At 37.8% G+C, this 19542-nt stretch carries 19 protein-coding genes; 10 read left to right on the forward strand and 9 right to left on the reverse strand.

Annotated features, from left to right (window positions below):
* Positions 1-20: 20 nt before the first annotated feature.
* The 7 genes from BK581_RS12195 to BK581_RS12225 form a co-directional block, all read right to left on the reverse strand.
* Positions 21-1112 carry a sialidase family protein gene (locus BK581_RS12195; protein WP_078578435.1) on the reverse strand — a complete coding sequence of 364 codons (1092 nt, stop codon included), beginning with the start codon at positions 1110-1112 and terminating at the stop codon, positions 21-23.
* Between the two features lie 11 nt (positions 1113-1123).
* Positions 1124-1870 (reverse strand): SDR family NAD(P)-dependent oxidoreductase, encoded by a 747-nt coding sequence (locus BK581_RS12200; protein WP_078578436.1) that lies wholly within the window; start codon positions 1868-1870, stop codon positions 1124-1126.
* 19 nt (positions 1871-1889) lie between these two features.
* Positions 1890-2903 (reverse strand): 4-hydroxythreonine-4-phosphate dehydrogenase PdxA, encoded by a 1014-nt coding sequence (pdxA, locus tag BK581_RS12205; RefSeq protein WP_078578437.1) that lies wholly within the window; start codon positions 2901-2903, stop codon positions 1890-1892.
* 17 nt (positions 2904-2920) lie between these two features.
* A complete protein-coding gene (locus tag BK581_RS12210) occupies positions 2921-4087 on the reverse strand; it encodes an iron-containing alcohol dehydrogenase (RefSeq protein WP_078578438.1) in 1167 nt (388 codons plus the stop codon).
* 16 nt (positions 4088-4103) lie between these two features.
* Positions 4104-4982 (reverse strand): 4-hydroxy-tetrahydrodipicolinate synthase, encoded by an 879-nt coding sequence (gene dapA / locus BK581_RS12215; RefSeq protein ID WP_078578439.1) that lies wholly within the window; start codon positions 4980-4982, stop codon positions 4104-4106.
* A gap of 3 nt (positions 4983-4985) precedes the next feature.
* Positions 4986-6272, reverse strand: coding sequence for a four-carbon acid sugar kinase family protein (locus tag BK581_RS12220; protein WP_078578440.1), 1287 nt, complete (start codon positions 6270-6272; stop codon positions 4986-4988).
* Positions 6273-6422: 150 nt separating this feature from the next.
* Positions 6423-8216: a sigma-54-dependent Fis family transcriptional regulator gene (locus BK581_RS12225; protein WP_078578441.1), complete on the reverse strand. Its 1794-nt coding sequence runs from the start codon at positions 8214-8216 to the stop codon at positions 6423-6425.
* 1001 nt (positions 8217-9217) lie between these two features.
* On the opposite strand from BK581_RS12225, the gene BK581_RS12230 reads away from it, so the two are divergent.
* From BK581_RS12230 to BK581_RS12260, 8 genes are all read left to right on the forward strand, one after another.
* Complete coding sequence (locus tag BK581_RS12230) at positions 9218-10171, forward strand: PPC domain-containing protein (RefSeq protein WP_078578442.1); 954 nt, start codon at positions 9218-9220, stop codon at positions 10169-10171.
* Positions 10172-10826: 655 nt separating this feature from the next.
* Positions 10827-12047, forward strand: coding sequence for a DUF418 domain-containing protein (locus BK581_RS12235; RefSeq protein ID WP_078578443.1), 1221 nt, complete (start codon positions 10827-10829; stop codon positions 12045-12047).
* A gap of 178 nt (positions 12048-12225) precedes the next feature.
* Positions 12226-12348: a hypothetical protein gene (locus BK581_RS20455; RefSeq protein WP_257822610.1), complete on the forward strand. Its 123-nt coding sequence runs from the start codon at positions 12226-12228 to the stop codon at positions 12346-12348.
* A 160-nt stretch (positions 12349-12508) separates the two neighbouring features.
* Positions 12509-13078 carry a DUF6944 family repetitive protein gene (locus BK581_RS12240; protein WP_078578444.1) on the forward strand — a complete coding sequence of 190 codons (570 nt, stop codon included), beginning with the start codon at positions 12509-12511 and terminating at the stop codon, positions 13076-13078.
* 270 nt (positions 13079-13348) lie between these two features.
* Positions 13349-13912, forward strand: coding sequence for a TetR/AcrR family transcriptional regulator (locus BK581_RS12245; protein ID WP_078578445.1), 564 nt, complete (start codon positions 13349-13351; stop codon positions 13910-13912).
* A 133-nt stretch (positions 13913-14045) separates the two neighbouring features.
* Complete coding sequence (locus tag BK581_RS12250) at positions 14046-14864, forward strand: purine-nucleoside phosphorylase (protein ID WP_078578446.1); 819 nt, start codon at positions 14046-14048, stop codon at positions 14862-14864.
* A gap of 101 nt (positions 14865-14965) precedes the next feature.
* On the forward strand, positions 14966-16192 hold the full coding sequence (locus BK581_RS12255; protein WP_078578447.1) for a NupC/NupG family nucleoside CNT transporter: 1227 nt from the start codon (positions 14966-14968) through the stop codon (positions 16190-16192).
* A gap of 34 nt (positions 16193-16226) precedes the next feature.
* Positions 16227-16394: a XapX domain-containing protein gene (locus BK581_RS12260; protein ID WP_078578448.1), complete on the forward strand. Its 168-nt coding sequence runs from the start codon at positions 16227-16229 to the stop codon at positions 16392-16394.
* Positions 16395-16439: 45 nt separating this feature from the next.
* Here BK581_RS12260 and BK581_RS12265 read toward each other — a convergent pair whose 3' ends face one another.
* On the reverse strand, positions 16440-16673 hold the full coding sequence (locus BK581_RS12265; protein ID WP_078578449.1) for a hypothetical protein: 234 nt from the start codon (positions 16671-16673) through the stop codon (positions 16440-16442).
* 29 nt (positions 16674-16702) lie between these two features.
* Complete coding sequence (locus tag BK581_RS12270; RefSeq protein WP_078578450.1) at positions 16703-17359, reverse strand: hypothetical protein; 657 nt, start codon at positions 17357-17359, stop codon at positions 16703-16705.
* Positions 17360-17620: 261 nt separating this feature from the next.
* On the opposite strand from BK581_RS12270, the gene BK581_RS12275 reads away from it, so the two are divergent.
* Positions 17621-18148, forward strand: a complete 528-nt coding sequence (locus tag BK581_RS12275; protein WP_078578451.1) for a TetR/AcrR family transcriptional regulator — start codon at positions 17621-17623, stop codon at positions 18146-18148.
* 72 nt (positions 18149-18220) lie between these two features.
* Entirely contained in the window at positions 18221-19336 is a 1116-nt protein-coding gene (locus tag BK581_RS12280; RefSeq protein ID WP_078578452.1) for an MFS transporter, read from the forward strand.
* Positions 19337-19542 lie beyond the last annotated feature (206 nt).

Consider the following 19542-nt stretch of genomic DNA (forward strand, 5'->3'; position numbering starts at 1 on the left):
CCTCCTTGTAGGTTTTAATTTTAGCGATAAAGAACTTGTTCATCGACAATTACATGTTGAATATACTGCCGTAAATACGTAAATGTTATATGAATTTTTCCTTCTCTGTCCTGTTTAATAGAAGGATACGAAAATTCTGGTTCGCTGTTTATATCTTGACTTTCTATAACCGATTTCACATGCTTCCATGTCAAGCCTTCATCCTCAGAGACGGCAATGGAAAGAGGGTTTCTAACCACACCCCAAATGGCATCTGACTGATTCTCTTTATTAACACCGACTTTATCCATGTCACTTGGATCAAACCATGGTGGCCTATTTTCCTTTGGTGGGCGCTCTTCAGCATTTATATTGTTAAATACCATCACAAGTTGTCCTCTGGACAGCTTTGTCGCTTGAATAGAAGCATTGTTATTAGGGAGGTGTGTAGGAGATGGCTTGCTCCACGTAAAACCTAAATCATTGGACACCGTCCGATAAATCTTATCCGCTTTACGACTTCTGAAAAAACCAACGAGCCGTTGACCTTCTAAATGCACTAGCGACAAGTGAACAAGACCTTCACTTCCTTCAATTTTAGTCTCTTCCCATGTGTTACCGTTATCTTTAGACCTTTTTACGACACTATAATCATTTCCTAAAAACCCATTCGTTGATTTCAGACAATAATACGCTGGTAAAATAATGTCATTATTTTCAGTAATAACGGGCGGATTTCGGACAAACGTTCCCGGTTTATCAAATAAATCTTTAACCTTACTCCATGTCACCCCTTCATCATCTGACACGCTATATCTGACAACGGAAGAATCCTGATGCACCGCATACTGTGCCGTATAGATTAACCAAATTTGCCCATTAGGATTTTTAAATAGAATAGGATTTTGCTCGGATCTTGTTGAATCGTCAGAAACAGCTTGAGGTGGATGCCATGTTCGGTTCTCTTTAGAAAATGTTGATACCATAACCGTAATATCCGCCTTACCTTCTTTAGAGCCGCCGAACCAAGTACAGAGTAAATCACCACTGTCTAGTTCCAACAGGTTAGAGGCATGATTATGTGGATAGAGAATAGGTATCTTATACTGTTCATCAATAAATGTTCCAAGCATAGTAGCCCTCCTTAATTCATATAGGTTCCGCCATTAATGTTGATGGTTTCCCCTGTGATAAAGCCTGATAAATCAGAAGCGAGAAATAATGCTGCACCTGCTATATCTTTCGGTTTTCCTAAGCGCTTCAACGGCACCTTAGTTAGTACATTTTTTCGATATTCATCATGCCATTGTTGAACCATTTCTGTCTCAATAGGCCCTGGTGAGAGCCCATTTACCACAATATTATAAGGCGCCATTTCTAAAGCAAGATGCTTAGTTAAATAATCCACAGCTGCTTTTGAGGCGCCATACGAGGGTGCTGCATTCGGGTGGCCAGATTTTGCCGCAGTAGAGCTGATGTTAATGATTTTTCCTTGCTTTTGTTTGATCATATATAGGAGTACTGCTCGTGAAAAATACAAATTACCATTTAAATTAGTATCAATGACACGTTTCCAATCATTAATAGCCATATCAAGCGTTGAAGAGCGTTGATTGACACCGGCATTGTTCACTAAAATATCTACCCGCTGGAACTGGTTTATTGCTTCTTGGACCACTTTCTCCGCCGTTTCTTCTTCTCTTACATCGCCAGACATGGCAATACATTCAACACCTTTTAGACTTATATCTTCATAAAGTGCCTGTAGACGGGCATGGTTAGTTCCTGTCATGACTATCTTAGCCCCATTTTCTGCATAGGTTCTTGCGATTTCCCGTCCAATACCCCGGGTTGCTCCTGTGATAACGGCTACTTTGTCTTTTAACATCATACCCGCCCTTTCTTCGCGTTTATTCTATGCATGAACCTAATTCCTTAGGGGCCATCTCAGCAGCTATTTTAAGTGCCTCAATCATACTCCTTGCATCAGCTTTTTGTTTTCCTGCAATATCAAAGGCTGTACCGTGATCCACGGATGTACGGATGACGCCACCACGAAGGCCAACGGTAATATTAACCCCCTCTTCCAATCCCAATACTTTAATAGGAACATGCCCTTGATCATGGTAGCAGGCAACAACGATATCGAAATCTCCTTTTACAGCTCGATAGAATAGGGTATCTGCCGGATAAGGACCAGAAACTGAAATACCCTCTTGTTGCGCTTTTGTTATACCAGGGACTAATTTTGTTTCCTCTTCACCATGACCAAATAATCCGTTTTCACCTGCATGTGGATTGATTCCGCACACAGCAATTTTTGGTGACGTATACCCTGCTTTTCTTAAAGCTGTATCAGCTAAACGTATTACTTGATAGGTGCGCTCTTCTGTAATTGATTCGATAGCATCCAACAAGCCAAGATGGGTTGTCAAATGGATGACTTTTAATTTAGGTGAGCTAAGCATCATTGAATATGTCTTTGTGTTCGTAAGTTCTGCTAAAATTTCAGTGTGGCCTGGGTAAATATGTCCTCCTTTATGCAGGGCTTCTTTATTTAACGGTGCCGTAGAAACACCATGTATTTTAAACGTCTTTGCTAACTCAATAGCTTTTTCTAAATAACGAAAAGCTGCATTTCCAGCATCGCCAGACACACGACCGTAAGGAAGATCTGCTGGTAATAGATCTAAGTCAATACAATCAATGCTACCATACTGAAAGTGAGCGTCATCCACATCTCCTATCGTATTGATCTTTAAATCAATCTCTAATAATTGAAGTTCCCTTTGAAGGATTTTCTCATCACCGATAACAAATGGCCGACAGCGTTCATAAATGGCTTCATCACGGAAGGCTTTACAAATAATTTCTGGACCTACTCCTGTGCAATCCCCCATCGTTACTGCAATAATCGGTTTCATTTTGCTCCTCCTTCCCGTTAAGGTAATAGTTTTTGATAAATGCTCTTTATATCATCAATTGTCAGTTCCTTTGGATTATTATTTAATAATCGCGTCACCTTGGAAGCAGCCACCGCTAATTCATCTAAATCCTCATTTGTGACACCGAAATCTGCTATATTTTGAGGAATATTTAGCTTTGCAGTCCAAGTTTCAATAAGCTCTACGACGTCTCTAGCTACCTTCTCTTTTGGTTTCCCTTCAATTGATAACCCCATAGGTTCAGCAACTAAATTTAAGCGGTCTATGATGGCATTCATGTTAACATTCATAACGTGTGGCAGTAACATGGAATTAGCTTCTCCATGAGGAATATGATATTTCCCTCCGAGTGGATAAGCCAATGCATGCACTGCAGCTGTACCAGCGGCTGTTAAAGCCATTCCTCCATACATAGAGCCAACTAACATTTTCTCCCTTGCTTCTATAGAAGAGCCATTTTCATAAGCAATTAAAATACTAGATGAAATGAGTCGAATAGACTCCAATGCAAACATATCGCTAAATGGATTTGCTTTATTAGAAATAAAGGACTCTAAAGAATGGGTAAAAGCATCCATACCTGTGGCCGCTGTTATGGACTTAGGTAAGCTCAAGGTTAATGATGGATCAAGGACAACTAAGTTTGGAAGTAGATACTGACTGACTATCCCGACCTTTAGCTCCTCATCAGGAAGTGTTACGATAGCATTTGGTGTCACTTCCGAGCCTGTACCAGATGTTGTTGGGATTAATATGGTTGGAACACCTGGCTTTTCGACTTGATTAGTCCCGAGCATGTTCTCAACTGAAAGGGAGTTTGTCATAAGAACAGCAAGAATTTTCGTAGCATCTAGTACACTACCTCCACCAATACCGATCACCACATCATATCGTTCACCTTGAATATTCTCATAAACTTCTTCTATATTATCAATTGTCGGTTCCGGTAATATGTCAATATTCACGTCCACTTTTGCTCCCATAGTAAGCAGCTGATCTTCAATGATATGAGTAAATCCTAGATCTTGAATAGCTCCTTGGGTAACGATAAGAGCGTGACCAATCGAGTCCGATAGTCCTCCAAGAGGTTCTTTAAGATCTTTTATTACATGAGACCCTAACATAATGTGTTTCGCCGTTTGAAAATGAGCTTGCTTCTTCATGACTACACCAACTTTCTCATTTTTGCCAATATTTTGATAATACTTGTCGTAACTGTTCTTCAACTTCTTGACTGACGTCACGAATGGGATGTATTGGCGCCCCTACTTTTATTCCCTGGACTTCCAGTGCTTTTTTTATCACTGCTGGAATGGTACCTTTTGAAAAAAGGGCTCTAATAGGAGCTAATTTTTCTTGGGCCTGACGTGCTTTGTCCCTTTCACCTTGTTTCCAATACTCATAAATGTTATTAACAACGCTTGGTACAATATTTGCAGTAGCGGCTACAGCCCCTGTACCTCCCGCTTCTAAAGTATCGAGAATGAGAGAGTCGGTTCCAGCGAGTACGACAAATTCCTCCTCTGCTGTTACCCGGATATAGTTCTCGATGAGCTCAAACTGTCCGCTACTATCTTTAATCCCGACGATGTTTTTTTCCCTCGCTAATTCACATACTGTTTCCGGTTCCAATGTCACACCCGTCTTTTTAGGGATGTTATACATGAGAAGCGGAAGTTCTACCGCTTTAGCTATTGCGCGATAATGATCAATCAATTCATCTTGAGTCGGCTGGATAAAGTAAGGTGTGATAATAGACAAAACGTCTGCACCAGCTTCTTTTAATACTTTGCTCAACTCTATGACTTCCTTTGTGCTGTTGCTACCGGCGCCAACAATCAGAGGAACTGCACCATTTACTTCCGTTGCCACCGTTTTTGTAAATGCTACTTTTTCTTCAGTGGTGAGCATATGAAATTCACCATTTGTGCCGAGAATAAATAATCCAGCTGCTCCCTTGCCAAGTAATTCACGTGTCAATTGCACCGTTACAGAGTGATTAATGCGTTGGTCTTCGGTGATGGGCGTTACCATTGCTGGAATAATGCCATGTATCATTGTCTATTTCCCTCCTAGCGCCAGATAAGCATGGACCAATGAATGTTCTTCGCCGAACCCTCCAGCTTTTGTAATTGTTAATAGCTCATATTTCCCTTCCAATACTCCAACCGGAACACCTTCTTCAATCACATCTATAAGATGGAATTGATCACATCCAATGTGTTCAGCTACCCTTTTAGCTGTATCACCACCTGTAAGGATCGCCCGACCAATGGATATGCTCTCCATTAATTGTTTCACTAAAATACCTATGCTGCTCGATATCATGTAACTTAATTCTGCGTTAGTGATTTTTTTCTCTTTAGCAAGCTTTTGAACGCCTCGTCTAGTCTCAGTATCAGCCATAGTATATAAAGCCACATTTTGTTCACTTCTATACGCCATCATCGCTCGTTGATACGCTTTTTCCAGTTCTTTTTTTTTCGAATCCTCTGACTTCAGAAGATTGGCGGTAAGAATATCTATTCCTACGATTGATGTTTCTTCAAGTAAATAGTCTAATTGCTTTCTCGTCATATCGTGTACGCTTCCTACGCCGATTAAAATAGGTCCTTGGCCAAAATTAAGTTTATTTTTAGGTACGTCTGCTCCCTTGGATAAATACATAGCGAGTTGCTCGGCCATTCCAGCAGATCCACACCAAACAAATGGTTCAATATAATGAAGGAAAGAATGAAAAAGTGTATGGAGGTCCTCACGATTGGCAGAATCACACACGATAATTTCCACATTATCTTGTCTTAGCTCATGAATTTTTTCTTGAACATGACTCTTGCCATTTGAAAGGTCATCAATTGTAATTGAGCCAATTTTTCTATCCGATGTTTCTTCGATGATTGTTTGGACAGCTGAGCTTTTAATAGGGGTACTTACATCGTTAGCAAAATAGGTTTTTTCTAATAAATGATTTCCAACATAAATATTCCCATTTCTTATTATGCGATGATTGTCTGGATATCCAGGTGCCATTACAATGAATTTTGCATCACTATGGTTCAAAATAGCATCCAATTCGACACCAATATTCCCTCTCATGGTTGAATCAACTTTTTTATAAATCCACTTCATATCATATGATTTTACTGCTTCAAGTGCCTGTTTCACCTTTTCATAAGCTTCATGATAGGGTGATGAACGACTGTCCGTATCCAATACGAGTATGTCTATATCCTTATCTATCAATGCCTCTTTATTTATAAGCACTTTTGTCTGAAGATGTCTTCGTGCAAATTGCACCCCTGTGTCATTTGCACCTGTTAAGTCATCTGCAATGATTAAGACTTCCATCTCATCACCTCCCGCCAAATAGAAAACGCTTTCAATGTAATTTCATCTTAAGGGGAGGTAAAAAAAATTTCAACTAATTAGCTGAAAAAAATATATTATTAAATTTAAATAAGTATTTTGTTTTATTTTGCAACAAAAAACCTCAATAACTTATTGAGGTTTTATCGATCTATTCATTTTTCGCCACAATGTCGAACGATTCATTCCTAATCGCTTCGCTGTTTTTGATTGATTTTCACCTTCTTGTCTATACACTTCTTTAATCACATCTCGTTCAATCCCTTCCATCGTTTGCTGAAGATTAATAGGTACAAAGGTTCCGTTTCCATATGAAGGTTCATTTTGTACTTCTTTTAACGTTTGCTCTACGTGTTTGATATAAACATCCGAGGATCGTTGAACAAGTCGTTTAACAACCTTCCTTAGTTCAATCATATTACCATACCAAGGGTAGTTCAGCAGCTTCACCATAGCCTCCTTTTCAAGTCCAATCACCTGTTTTCCATATAACTCATTGAAGTAGAGAATAAAGGTATGAATATAATGCTCTAATTTTTCTTCACGGGAACGCAAAGGAGGAAAAAACAGTTCAAACTGTTTAATCATTTTTTTCAAATTCTGCTGAAAACGTTCGGTAACTTCAATGAATCGTTCCTCCCCTCCCACCATCGAAAATACCGATTGAAAGGAGCCATGCTCAATAGCTTCTGCTAGTCTTTTTTGCTGCGTTGATGTTAGCTTTTCTAAAAAACAAAAATGCACTATATCTTGCTCATTAAACTCACCTAAAAAAGTCATCACGCGATTGAAAGTACTTGTACTGGGATGATTAAAACTAATTTCTGTAATCGTCCCCTGTTTAAAACGTGGGCTCTCCCATAAAATTCGGAGAAGCATTCGCTTTCCAGTCCCTCGTTCACCTACAATCGTAAAAGGGTTGTTGTTAGACGTTTGAATAATGGTGTTTATTGCGTCATGATAAAGGGCGTCAGATGCAATTAACTGAGGGATATTTTCCATATTTGAATCGTAGAAAATGACTTCAGCTTCTGATTTATCAAAGGCGTCACTTCTTTCAAATTCAATAAAATTATAAACCGTCAGTGCTGAGTTGCTTACTCGGCCAATATTCATACGATATGGTTGGCGAAATGGACTGTCACTAACAAAAAAAGTAATTGGATAATCGTGCATTTCTTGCTTTAAAGCAATCGAAATATTTGGGTGAAGCGCTAAAAAATTTGACTGCTGAATACTTGAAAATTGTTTCCTTAACGCTGTATTTGCAAAAATCACTTCTCCATCTTCTGCTAAGAGAGTTACAGGATTCGTCAATTGATTTAATAAACGATCAAATAGTTCTGCTCTTGATGAATACTTTGATATTTCATATTTCAATCGTTTAGCTTTATTAAATGCTTCGTATACTGACTCTTTTCCAGATGTAATCAAAACACCTTGTACACCAAGGGCAGTGGCGTTTTTTACTGTTACTGCATCCCCAACAATAATTTGTATCCCTTGTTCTTTAAGCTCTTTTAAGGTGTCGATAACTTCTGATTCTTCCTTAACAACTCTGTACTCAACATCGACATTAATTACTGACGAAACCGCTTCAAAGCTATAAATTACATTTTTAAAGCCGACCATTCCAATTTTTGCATGATAACTCTTTAGTAACGTCAATATACGGAGAATATCATAGCCGGATATATCAATATCTATAACAGGAATGGCTGTGCTTTCTCGCAACACTTTCGCTGTTCCACCTCTACTAATAATGACATCAAAGGATTCCTTTGACCTTTTATACTCATTCAGTAAACGCTTACTTTCGTCCAAATCAGCAACATGTATGCTAATTGTAAACTCCCATAGTTCATGTTCCATAGACTTAATTAATTCTGCTAACCCTTTATACGGCGCAATTAATAAAACCTTCATTCAAGCAACCTCCCTAAGGTGCTATTAAATAAAATCTACTTTTAAAAGTTACTTGAATTTTACAACGAAACAGTTGAATTATGCAAATAAATATAAAATTTACAATTATATATTTTTAAAATATCTATAATGTATTAAAACGCAACACTTCTTTCTTGTCTACTGATACATATTACGTCATTTAACTGGTCCTTTTAATTTACCTCAACTCTTTTCAGCTGCAGTTCATTGTTATTAAATTTCTGCCTAATAATTAAAGGTTCTAGTGGACTATATCGATGTAAAACATTTTTCTACTACTTTATACTGTTTAGCTTAGAGAGTCTTCAACTCGTTGACAATCAAACGTATTTTTTCGCTCCTGTATAATTTACAGTTTCGCACTTCTTATCAAAACTGTCGCATTGATATGAACACCCTTTGGTCCACCTATATACATAAAAACAATGGTGATACCAGCTTATGAAGAAAATAAAATAAGCCACGCGTGTTGTTAACAAACAGGCTGTGGGGCAATGATTAAGGCGATTTTAGAACGAACATGTTGTTCATGAGATCTGTCCCTTCATCTGGTCATCCAGCTGCTCTTATGCTTATCCGTCACCACTTCTTAAAAAGCTATAAGTCATCAATAGATGAAGAAGACTACTAGCTAAAAACGAACAAAAGATTAATTTAAATATTTTTCCATTTTAATAGTTTTTACATAACTTATAACTAATGACCTTTTATAAAAATAGAACTATATACTTATCAATATTTTCCAAACATTGACGATATTACAAATGGAAGGAGGAGTGGATAAAACAAGGACTAAAGACCTTGGAAAAGAGGTAACAGAGACGTTAAAGCTCATTTTATTAAAAACCTGTTATCATTTTTTCAGTCGGTTAATACGTGCAGTTCTAAGAGATCCATTGGTTGTAAAAGGTTTTCACTTCTACTGAGTAAACAGTATTAGGTGTTACGTTTTAAAAAATTTATGAAAATGAGGGATATCAATGAAGCTATTAAGACTTTTAGTCGTAGTTGCCCTGACTCTTATTTTGACTAGTCCTAGTTTGTCAGTACACGCCAATGAAAATCAAAAACTAGCACATTTAGAAACTGACACTACCGTATTTGATGCCTTTAGTGACGTAAGCGAAAATCCTACGTTGACGAAAGATACAGATATCGATACCTTGCTAAAAGCTGCTCCTGAACTAAGCACACACGATGCGTCAACTCAAAATGACCCTTATGAGCCAAATGATACAATAGACACAGCCGCTTCTATACCTTATGGTTCAACGATTCGTGCCAATATTAGTAGAGAAGATGATATCGACTGGTATCGGGTCCACTTAACTGCGGGAACAGATGTGGCTTTTCTGTTAAAAGACATTCCTAGTGGCACGGACTACGATCTCTATGTATTCGATCCAAACTTAAATTATGCAGTCTCAGAAAATCCCGGAAATCAAGACGAAAAGTTATACCTTTCAGTTCAAACAACAGGCACTTGGTATGTAGCTGTAGTCCCTTATGAAGGCTTTAATCCCGATGAAGATTACAGCTTATACGTGGGCAATGCATGGCGAAATGGCAGCTATTCAACCCCTACCTCCATGACCTTCAACTATAACGCCACGAATGTTGGAAGGATGCTTCCTCATCAAACATTAGACTTATCAAACCAACCGACGATTCCAGATACAGCGCTTGTGACAAGTATTACATTTTATACGGCCAGCTCTTCTGGTAATTGGGGGAATCAAGTGAAACACATTTATTCCTATCAAACTGGACGTTGGTATGAAACATTCGTAGGGCTAAACTATGTCCTCGATCTGCCAAATAACCTTGTGTTAAAACAGCAATGGCCGATCACCACAAGTGTGGAGAGACTTTTTACGTCAACAGCCAGCTATAGGCCAGGGATAAACTTCGCTTATCGTTATCTCATTGACTGACAGGATCATATTATGGTTTCAGCTTGAGGGGAGACATTAGAAAGTTAATTCGAACTTTCTCTCTCATACAGTCGTATGTCGCTGCTACCAACAGTGAAAATGAACATCCCAAATCTCAAACAGTTAGAAATATAGAAAGCACTTTCACCAAGATGAGTTGAGGCGCTAAAAGGCATGGAACGCTTTAACTAAAATCGGGGATAAATACTTGTTACCCTTTCTATATTTATGGCTAAGACATTGAAAATGGCGCCAAATTAAAGCGCCTTATCCGGCAAAAATATGTATTTACTAGGTTTCTTTCATGTGAGTCACACGGCTCACATGAAAGAAACTTTTTATATTATACGTTTTAGTTACTCAGAGAGAAGGTTCGGGATTGATTTATTTTGTATTTTTTCAATTTAATGGTTTAATAGTGTATACTATAGAAAACGAGTTAATGAGGAAAGTTAACGCCTAAACTTAGTCCTGCTCCCACTTCATAGTTCTTACTAGTTAAGCTAACATAATGACGTTCTAAGTGACACTACATAAGACCCCAACCTATAAAAAGAAGGAAAAGACTCACCAGTGAGAAGGACTTATGAGTATTAATATGACGGTTAAACTAAGCTCCAACCTACACATAAATTAAATAAGGAGAGGTTGAACAATGAAAAAAGTTTCGGTGGATATTGAAAGTAAACGATTAAACACTCCTCCCCCTGTAAGTGAACGAATCCTTTCACCTGATTTAGCTCGCGGTACGATGCTTTTACTTATCCTCTTAGCCCATGCTCCTTTGTTATTGTTTGGCACCTCTGCAACTGGGTTTGCACTCATTATAAGGCCTGAAGGGACGACAACTTTGGACAAAATCATCAACTTTGTCAGTTACTTAGTCGTAGATAATCGTGCCAGACCGATGTTTGCCGTCTTATTTGGGTTTGGTATGGCTTTGATCGTGGAACGCCAGCTAACAAAGGGACAAACCGTTAAAGGAACAAAACGATTATTACACCGGCGGGCATGGCTATTAATCCTTTTTGGTTTTGTAAATTCTGTCATTATCGGCGGCCATGATATCCTTGCCATTTATGGCACCGGAGCCCTTCTACTAGGCTGGCTATTGTTTCGATCAGACCATGCGATGAACTGGACGCTGTTATCCTTAACGTTCTTTTTTGTCTTTTTAATGCCCATCGTATGGGTGTACTTTGCTCATGCAGGGGAGCCATTTTACAATATCACTGCCATGACGAGTTATATGGATATTGTACAAGATCGCTTCTCATCATTTTTCCTCACCCCAATCGCTCACTTTCTGATGCCTATATTAATCCCTATTATTACCGGAGTATGGGCAGCACGAAAAAAGCTCTTCACAGAGCCCGAACGCCATCGGCAATTACTTCTTTCCATCGCTGTGGTAGGTATTACGCTCTCATTCATCGGGGCCCTTCCCTACGCTATCAGCTCCGCTTTTGCCCTGGATATTCATCCAACTATTGGCGGTGTTGTGTATGCGGTGCACATGTTAACGGGATTAGCTGGAGGATGTGGCTATGCTGCCATTTTCGCCCTACTTGGACCTGCTCTTAACCCTAATAAACTAGCTATTCGCGCAATAGCTGCATTAGGAAAACGTTCTCTCACATTTTACATTTATAATGAAGCTATGTTAGTTTTCCTCCTCTCTCCAGTTGCACTTGGTTTAGGCGGTTTGTTAAACAGTACAGGTATCACAATCTTGGCCGTCATCATTTGGCTTTCCGCTGTCTGTTTAGCATTCATGTTAGAAAAAAGAGCCTTGAGTGGTCCTCTGGAAACCGTGTTCCGGCGAATGATCTATTCAAATAGAAAGAAACCAGCTTTACAACAAAAACATGGTTAATTGAAGTAGTAGTATATTTATGCACCCAAAACAGATTCCCCTTTTCTGGGATATGGCATTTTCATAGATCGCTCTCATTGACTTTTCTTATTTAGGCTGGCAATCATTAGTTAAATAGAAAGGTTTTCCAATCTGTGTTAGACTATTACGTAGATACACCTTAGGAGGCCTAACACAAATGGAGATATTTATTGCTATAGCCATCATCGTTTCTATCTTATCTATTGACGGTAAACTAAAAAAGAACAATGCCAATCAAGAGGAAATTATTGCCCTTTTAAAGGAAATGAAAAATAAGTGACCTAAGTAAATGGAAGCTTGAAAAAACGAATTCATTGATATTGACCTTTATCATGGGCAAAGTATTGAAGATGATACTGTCCCCCTGTACATTTTGCACAGTCACACTTGAACTTTCACGAATAGCATAGAAGTAACTGATATGTTAAGGTGTGATTACTGTGGGAGTAGATGACCAGAAGCTTTTAGTTGGTGCGTGGTTAAATGCTATTGGAACGATTATTTCTGCTGCTGCCGAAGTAAGAACTCTAGCCGGATTTGATGATATTAACAACAAGCTTGTGAGCATCGGAGAAGGATTACAAGCAGTAGGGACATCTATCGCTGGGACAGTGGCAGAAGACAACCCGTTAAATTTTGCAGGAGACTGGATTGACGGTGCTGGTGCTGCCCTTGCCTCAATTGCGGCGTATTTGCAAGACATTGATGAGGAAAATGGTGTAGAGAACCTCCGACTTGAAGCATTAGGGGATGCTTTTCAATCAATGGGAGCTGCCATGAGTGCGTTAGGTGATTATTCTACCGGAGAATATGACTATGCTCTTGGTAACACCTTGGAAAGCTTAGGTGCAGGGTTGGAAAGTATTGGTACCACTTACGAAATTAGAGGACTGGAAGGTGGCCAGGCTATCACCACTATCGGGGCAATCATCCAAGCTACTGGGGCTAATTACAATGCCCTTCTCTTATCGAAAGAAACATTAGAAAATCGCGAACATAACCCTATTTAAATATAGTCTATTTTCTATTACTGGGCCCCTAACGCAAGAAAGACCTCACTCAGTGGTATGTCATGTTTATTAAATGATTTTAACGTACTTCCGAAAGGAGCCTCTCCCTTTTCTGCGAAAGGCGTAGTTCAAAAATTACCTCTTTTGTCCTTTTCACCTAATTAAAAAGACAATTAACTTAATGAAAACGCTTTACTTATTCGCGTTTTCATATTACGATATGTATGTAGACCAATTGGTATATTTTTTTCAAGGAAGGACTCTACTAGTATGAAACGAAATTCACGTGAAGATATGATTAAGGCAACAGCGTATTTACTTCAATCTAAAGGATATTTTGGAACTGGTTTAAATGACATTATTAAACTTAGCGGTGCACCAAAAGGGTCGATATATTATCATTTCCCTAATGGGAAAGAACAATTAGCAAAAGAAGCTATTGAGTGGACGAAACATAGTGTATCTCAGTTTATTGCAGAAAAATTAAAGGACTATTCTGATCCTACTGAAGCTATTCAACATTATATTTTAGATAGTGCTGAACGATTTGAGAAAGATAGTTATTTTCAAGGAGTTCCTATCACAGCCATTGTCCTAGAAACTTCTGACGTAAGTGAAGAGTTAAGGGAAGCATGCCGCAGTGTATTTGACGCATGGCATCACATTTTTGCCGACAAGCTTCTCAATTATGGTTATGAGCCCCGCGCAGCTTATGAGATTGCCATGACAGTAAATGCCATGATTCAAGGAGCATTAGTGATTTGCTTAACGAGAAATGACAGTACGCCTCTAAAAATTGTGGCAGAAGTTATCCCGCCGTTACTGAAAACTTAATCTAGCTTTCATAACGGCGTATAAATTGCACTTATTATGTAGACCGGTCTATTTCAAGAAAGGAGGACAGGACATTCTGAACCACCGTTTTTTAAGATATAAAAGGCAAAAAATTTAACTTGGAGGGATTGCCATGCATGCTATTAATGACATTTATCAGGCGAAAGAGTATATAAGAGGATTAACTAAACATAAACCTGAAATTGGTATCATACTAGGGTCTGGTCTCGGTGACTTGGCTGATGACATTGAGGAAGCTGTCATTATTCCATATGAAGATATTCCTTATTTTAGCAAGTCAGATGCCCAAGGTCATGCTAATCAATTAGTCATTGGGAAATTAAAAGGAAAAACCATTGTAGCTATGAAAGGAAGATACCATTATTATGAAGGTTATACATTAGATGAAGTCACATTTCCGATTCGTGTCATGAAGGCCCTAGGAATTGAGACATTGATTGTCACCAATGCTTGTGGAGCAGTGAATACGTCGTTTAGTCCTGGGGATCTTATGCTCATAACAGATCACATTAATCTTGTTGGTGTGAATCCACTTATAGGAAAGAACAATGAAGAGCTAGGACCAAGATTTCCTGATGTCTCACAAGTATATAACAAAGAGTTAAGAAACATGAGTAAGGAAATTGCAAAGGAACAAGGTATTACATTGCGAGAAGGCGTTTACGGCTGGTGGAGTGGGCCTGTATATGAAACCCCCGCTGAAATTAGAATGATTCGAACATTAGGAGGCGATGCGATTGGCATGTCCACTGTTCCTGAAACTACTGTAGCTGTTCATGCAGGCCTTAAAGTTTTAGGTATTTCGTGTTTAACGAATATGGCATGTGGCATTTTGGATCAACCATTAAGTCATCAAGAAGTCATTGAGGTAGCCGGTCAAGCAAAGAGTAAATTCATTCGCTTCATAACAGAAGTGGTCCAGAAAATTTAGTATTTGATATGTCGTTCAGCTGCTAATTCGGAACCATCAGCAGCTGAACCTAGACCTACGAATATCTGAATTTTCATAATAATCAAAAAGGATGGTGGCTTATGACTATATTATGGGGTTTATTTGGGTGTAGTATCATTATTCTCATCTCCATTTTAATGTTGGAAAATAAGAAACGCATTAATGTCCGCGCTGTCACAATTGGTTTTATCTTACAGGTCATTTTCGGTATTTTAGTTTTGAGATGGGACGTTGGGCAAAATGCTATTCAAGTAGCTTCTGATGGCGTTAATAGTCTGATAGGATATGGAAATGAAGGGCTAACTTTCGTATTTGGTCCCTTAGCAGATCGTAGTGGAGATGTAGGTGTTTTCGCAGTCACTGTTTTAGGAATGATTATCTTCTTAACCGTTTTAATTGCCTTGCTTTATTATTTTGGTATTATGCAGCACGTTGTTCGTTTTATAGGAGGATTTATCTCAAAGCTCATGCAAACCTCTTACGCTGAATCAGTGGCTGCCGCTGCTAATATTTTTATAGGCAATACGCAAGCACCTCTTGTTGTTAAGCCATATATAGCCACTATGTCACGGTCACAAATCTTCTCAGTTATGGTAGGGGGACTTGCTTCTGTCTCTGGTGCTGTGTTAATGGGGCTAGCAGCTATGGGAATCCCCATCCAATACCTTCTATCAGCAGCGGTCATGTCAGCTCCTGCCGGATTAATGATTGCTAAGTTTGTTATTCCAGAAACTGAGGAAATCGATAATGAAGAATGGAAGCAAAGTGATGACACTATGTCAAAAGCTAAAGAAGATACAAATTTAATTGACGTGATCTTTGTAAACTCAAAGGAAGGCTTGCATTATGCCGTGAATGTAGGGCTCATGCTCATTATGTTTATTAGTTTAATTGCTTTAGCAAATGGCATACTAGGTTTTGGTGGCTCTCTTGTGGGACTAGAAAACCTTTCATTAGAACTTATTTTAGGCTACCTTTTCGCTCCCATTGCCTTTTTAATTGGCATTCCTGCAAGCGAAGCCGTTATAGCTGGTAATCTTCTCGCACAAAAAATGCTATTAAATGAATTTGTGGCATTTGCCTCTTTTTCCACAGGTTTAGAAAACTTTTCAGAACGTTCAATAGCTATCTTAACGTTTGCCTTAAGCGGCTTTGCTAATTTTGGTGCCGCTGGTAGTATTGTAGGAATGCTATCTAGAATGGTCCCTAAGCGCAAACAGGAAGTTCAACAATTGGCAGTAAAAGCACTCATTGCTGCTACATTGGCCAATTTACTAAATGGTGCTATCGTGATGATTATACTCTAGCTCATTAAAAGACTAACTAAAAAGGATGAGGGTTATGCAGGAAATAATACTTGCGTTAATTGCTGGCCTAATCGTCGGCATCGTCTTTACATGGATTAAACTCCCTATACCATCACCACCTGCCTTGCCAGGTGTTATCGGCATTTTAGGCATCTATTTAGGACATAAGATGATGAATTATGTCAGTGCCTTTTTATCATAAGGGTGTTAAACATGAAAGAGGCGGGACAAAAACCGCCTCTTTTGTTTATTTTCTTTGAAAAGATTCTATAATCCCCCATACAAAAAAAGCAATTCCAAACACTAAAGCAATAACAGTAGCAACAATTAAACCGTTCGGGACATAAGACATATACCTTGAGAATTCTTCCTTGTGCCACTCAGAAGCACCGATTGCTCCAAATGCACCACAGATAAATTGTGTTGCATAAAGAATTGAAGCCATAAATAAAAACGCTATCCCTATAATTGTTTTGTTCATAATTTCCGTTTCCCCTTTACCGAATATTGTCAGAACTTAACTACACGATATTGACGTTCGACCCATTTTTTTGGATAAACGTATTTTGTAGCAGATGCTTTTCCTCGTCGATCGTATTTTTGTTCTTGCTTAACTTTATATGTTTTATATACATGTCTGTATTCTAATCTGTATTTTCCACTAGGGTATGAATGTGTTGAATAGCTGACAGTTCTTGACCAACTTTTACCTATGTCAAATCCTACATATGAACTTAACACTTTTTCCGTTACTGTTAGTGAACCAGAAAAAGTGTTCGAAACGGATTTTGTATGAGAAGCAGTCAAAACACCGCCACTTAAAGTAGAGGCACCAGCATATTTCCACCCACTGTATGTATGGCCAGTATAGGATTTACTAACAGCATACCATTTTTTAGATCGAGGAGCGAATGGCGTTATTTCCGAACCTTTGTTGATATTTTCGACAAGTTCACTCTCTTTGCCTTGAAAATCATGAAAAGGAACATTATCATCCATTAATTCCTCATCAGGAACTGTTTCTCTATAAAAATCTACAACGGTTTCACCTTCACTTAAGTCATCATATAAAAAATCATTACTAGCTTCTTCTGCACTTACCTCGGTATTAAAACATAGAGCAAATACAACGGCTATTAGTCCGAATAAAATCAGTACTTTTTTCATGTTTTTCCTCCAATATTATATTTTTACAGAAATTACGAATAATATTAGACTATCTATCTTATTCTTATTAGTCAATAGAATTCCAGAAAATTTTTTTCATTAATCTAAAGAAGTGAAAACTTATCTGGAATTATAAAACTAGAAAGCCCAAAGCCCAAATCAATAGAAAAGCTCCTAATCCTAATTTAAGGAGTAATTGGTTGCAAACCTCAAACTCTAATGTAATAATATAATGAACACTCTATCTAAAGGTGATGTTAAATGAGCAAAAAGAGACAAGATTTAATAAACCACGCAGAGAGATTATTCTATGAAAATGGGTTTCATTCCGTAGGGCTTAAAAAAATTATAACTGAAGCAGATGTTGCGTTAATGACTATGTACAACCACTTTACCTCTAAAGAAGAACTCATATTAGAAGTACTAAAGTATCGGGAATTAAGGTACTTTTCTCTTTTAAAAGAACTAGTAGAAAAAAATACAAATTCTAAAACAACTGCTCTGTTATTAGCTGAGGGACATATGACTTGGATACGCAACCATAAAAATGGCTGTATGTTTTTAAGAGCTAAAGAAGAATACCCATCCGAGGAAAGTGAGATTAACCAATATGTTATCACTCATAAAAAATCACTACTCACTTTTTTAAAGAATTATAATCTTAATCATCAAGAAGCAATACGATTAACCATATCATTGGAAGGCGCAACTTCACTTTCTGAAGTTCTACCTGTAGAAGAAGTCTCCCAAGAGTTAATGTTTACCGTTAACAATTTATTTTTAAAGTAAATTCAATATAAATTTACTTTTTTTATTCTAAAATTATAGTTATCGTTCTATCTATTTTTAGGTGGTGAGAAAATGTGGGTAATTGTATTACCTGGTATAGCTATGATTGGTGTGACCTATGCCTTTGCAAGATTTAATTTTGGACTATTCTTGCCAAATATATCATCATCCCTTGGAATAACAGCAACTGAAGCAGGAATCGCAAGTTCAGCTGCCTATATTGCTTTTACACTAGCTTTACTAACTTCCTCATATATGATTAGTAAATTCAATGAAAAAAGAGTTATTCAATTTGCTGGAATAAGTGCGACTATCGGTTTACTTGGAATTGCGTTTTCTTACGAATTCAATCTTCTAGTTTGTAGTACATTTATTGCAGGGTTAGGTAGTGGTTGGGCTTCTCCAGCTTTTAGTCAAGTTGCAAAAAACTCATTGAGTGAAAAAGATAGTGATAGGGGAAATACGTGGATTAATACTGGAACCAGCTTCGGACTTATTTTATCTGGTCCCGTGGCTCTTTTATTTACTGAACAATGGAGGCTTTCCTTTATTCTCTTTGCATTCATCACAGTGCTAGTACTAATATGGAATACTATCAGTATACCTCTGAAAGAGAATTCATTTTCTGAACAAAATTTATTCAAAAAGTCCATACTAAAAAAAGCAAAGTTTTTATTAATTGCATCCTTAATAAGTGGATTTTGCTCATCAATTTTTTGGACATTTTCTAGAACCTATTTACAAGTCAGTTACAACATGAATAGTCATGAAAGTGTCTCCTTTTGGGTTTTAATGGGGGCATCAGGAATCGTGGGAGGGATAGCTGGAGGTGCTATCCATAAGGTTGGTCTAAGTTTTTCCTATCGCACTGTTCTTATAGCAATGTCAATTGCTACAGCTATAATCACAACCTCTAATATATTGGCTATTTATCTTTCAGCTATTTTATTTGGCATATCATATACATTTTTGACAGGAACTTTGATTGTTTGGGGCACACGTATTTTTAAGTTCATGCCATCAATTGGAGTTAGTTTAGCCTTTCTATCGTTAGGTATTGGACAATCGGTTGGTTCTGCAATTGCTGGGGATATGATAACTATGACTTCATATGCTTTTAGCTTCATTTTATATTCAGCTATTTCTTTTATTGGGCTGCTAGTACCCATTAAATTGAAAGATATTTAAAGGGCATTCCTTTATATACATCGGAATGCCCTTTTATAATAGTATATCATCACATACTATTGTATAAAAAAGCTGATTATCTTTTACAAGACGAGCTTTTTACATTGGAAAATCATCCTTCACAATGAATTAATAACTTTAGACCATTTTATCAACTCTTGATAAAATAAACTCCCCATTACTTGAATAAGCTTTTTTATCTTACG

The organism is Salipaludibacillus agaradhaerens, from assembly GCF_002019735.1.
Lineage (GTDB): Bacteria > Bacillota > Bacilli > Bacillales > Salisediminibacteriaceae > Salipaludibacillus > Salipaludibacillus agaradhaerens.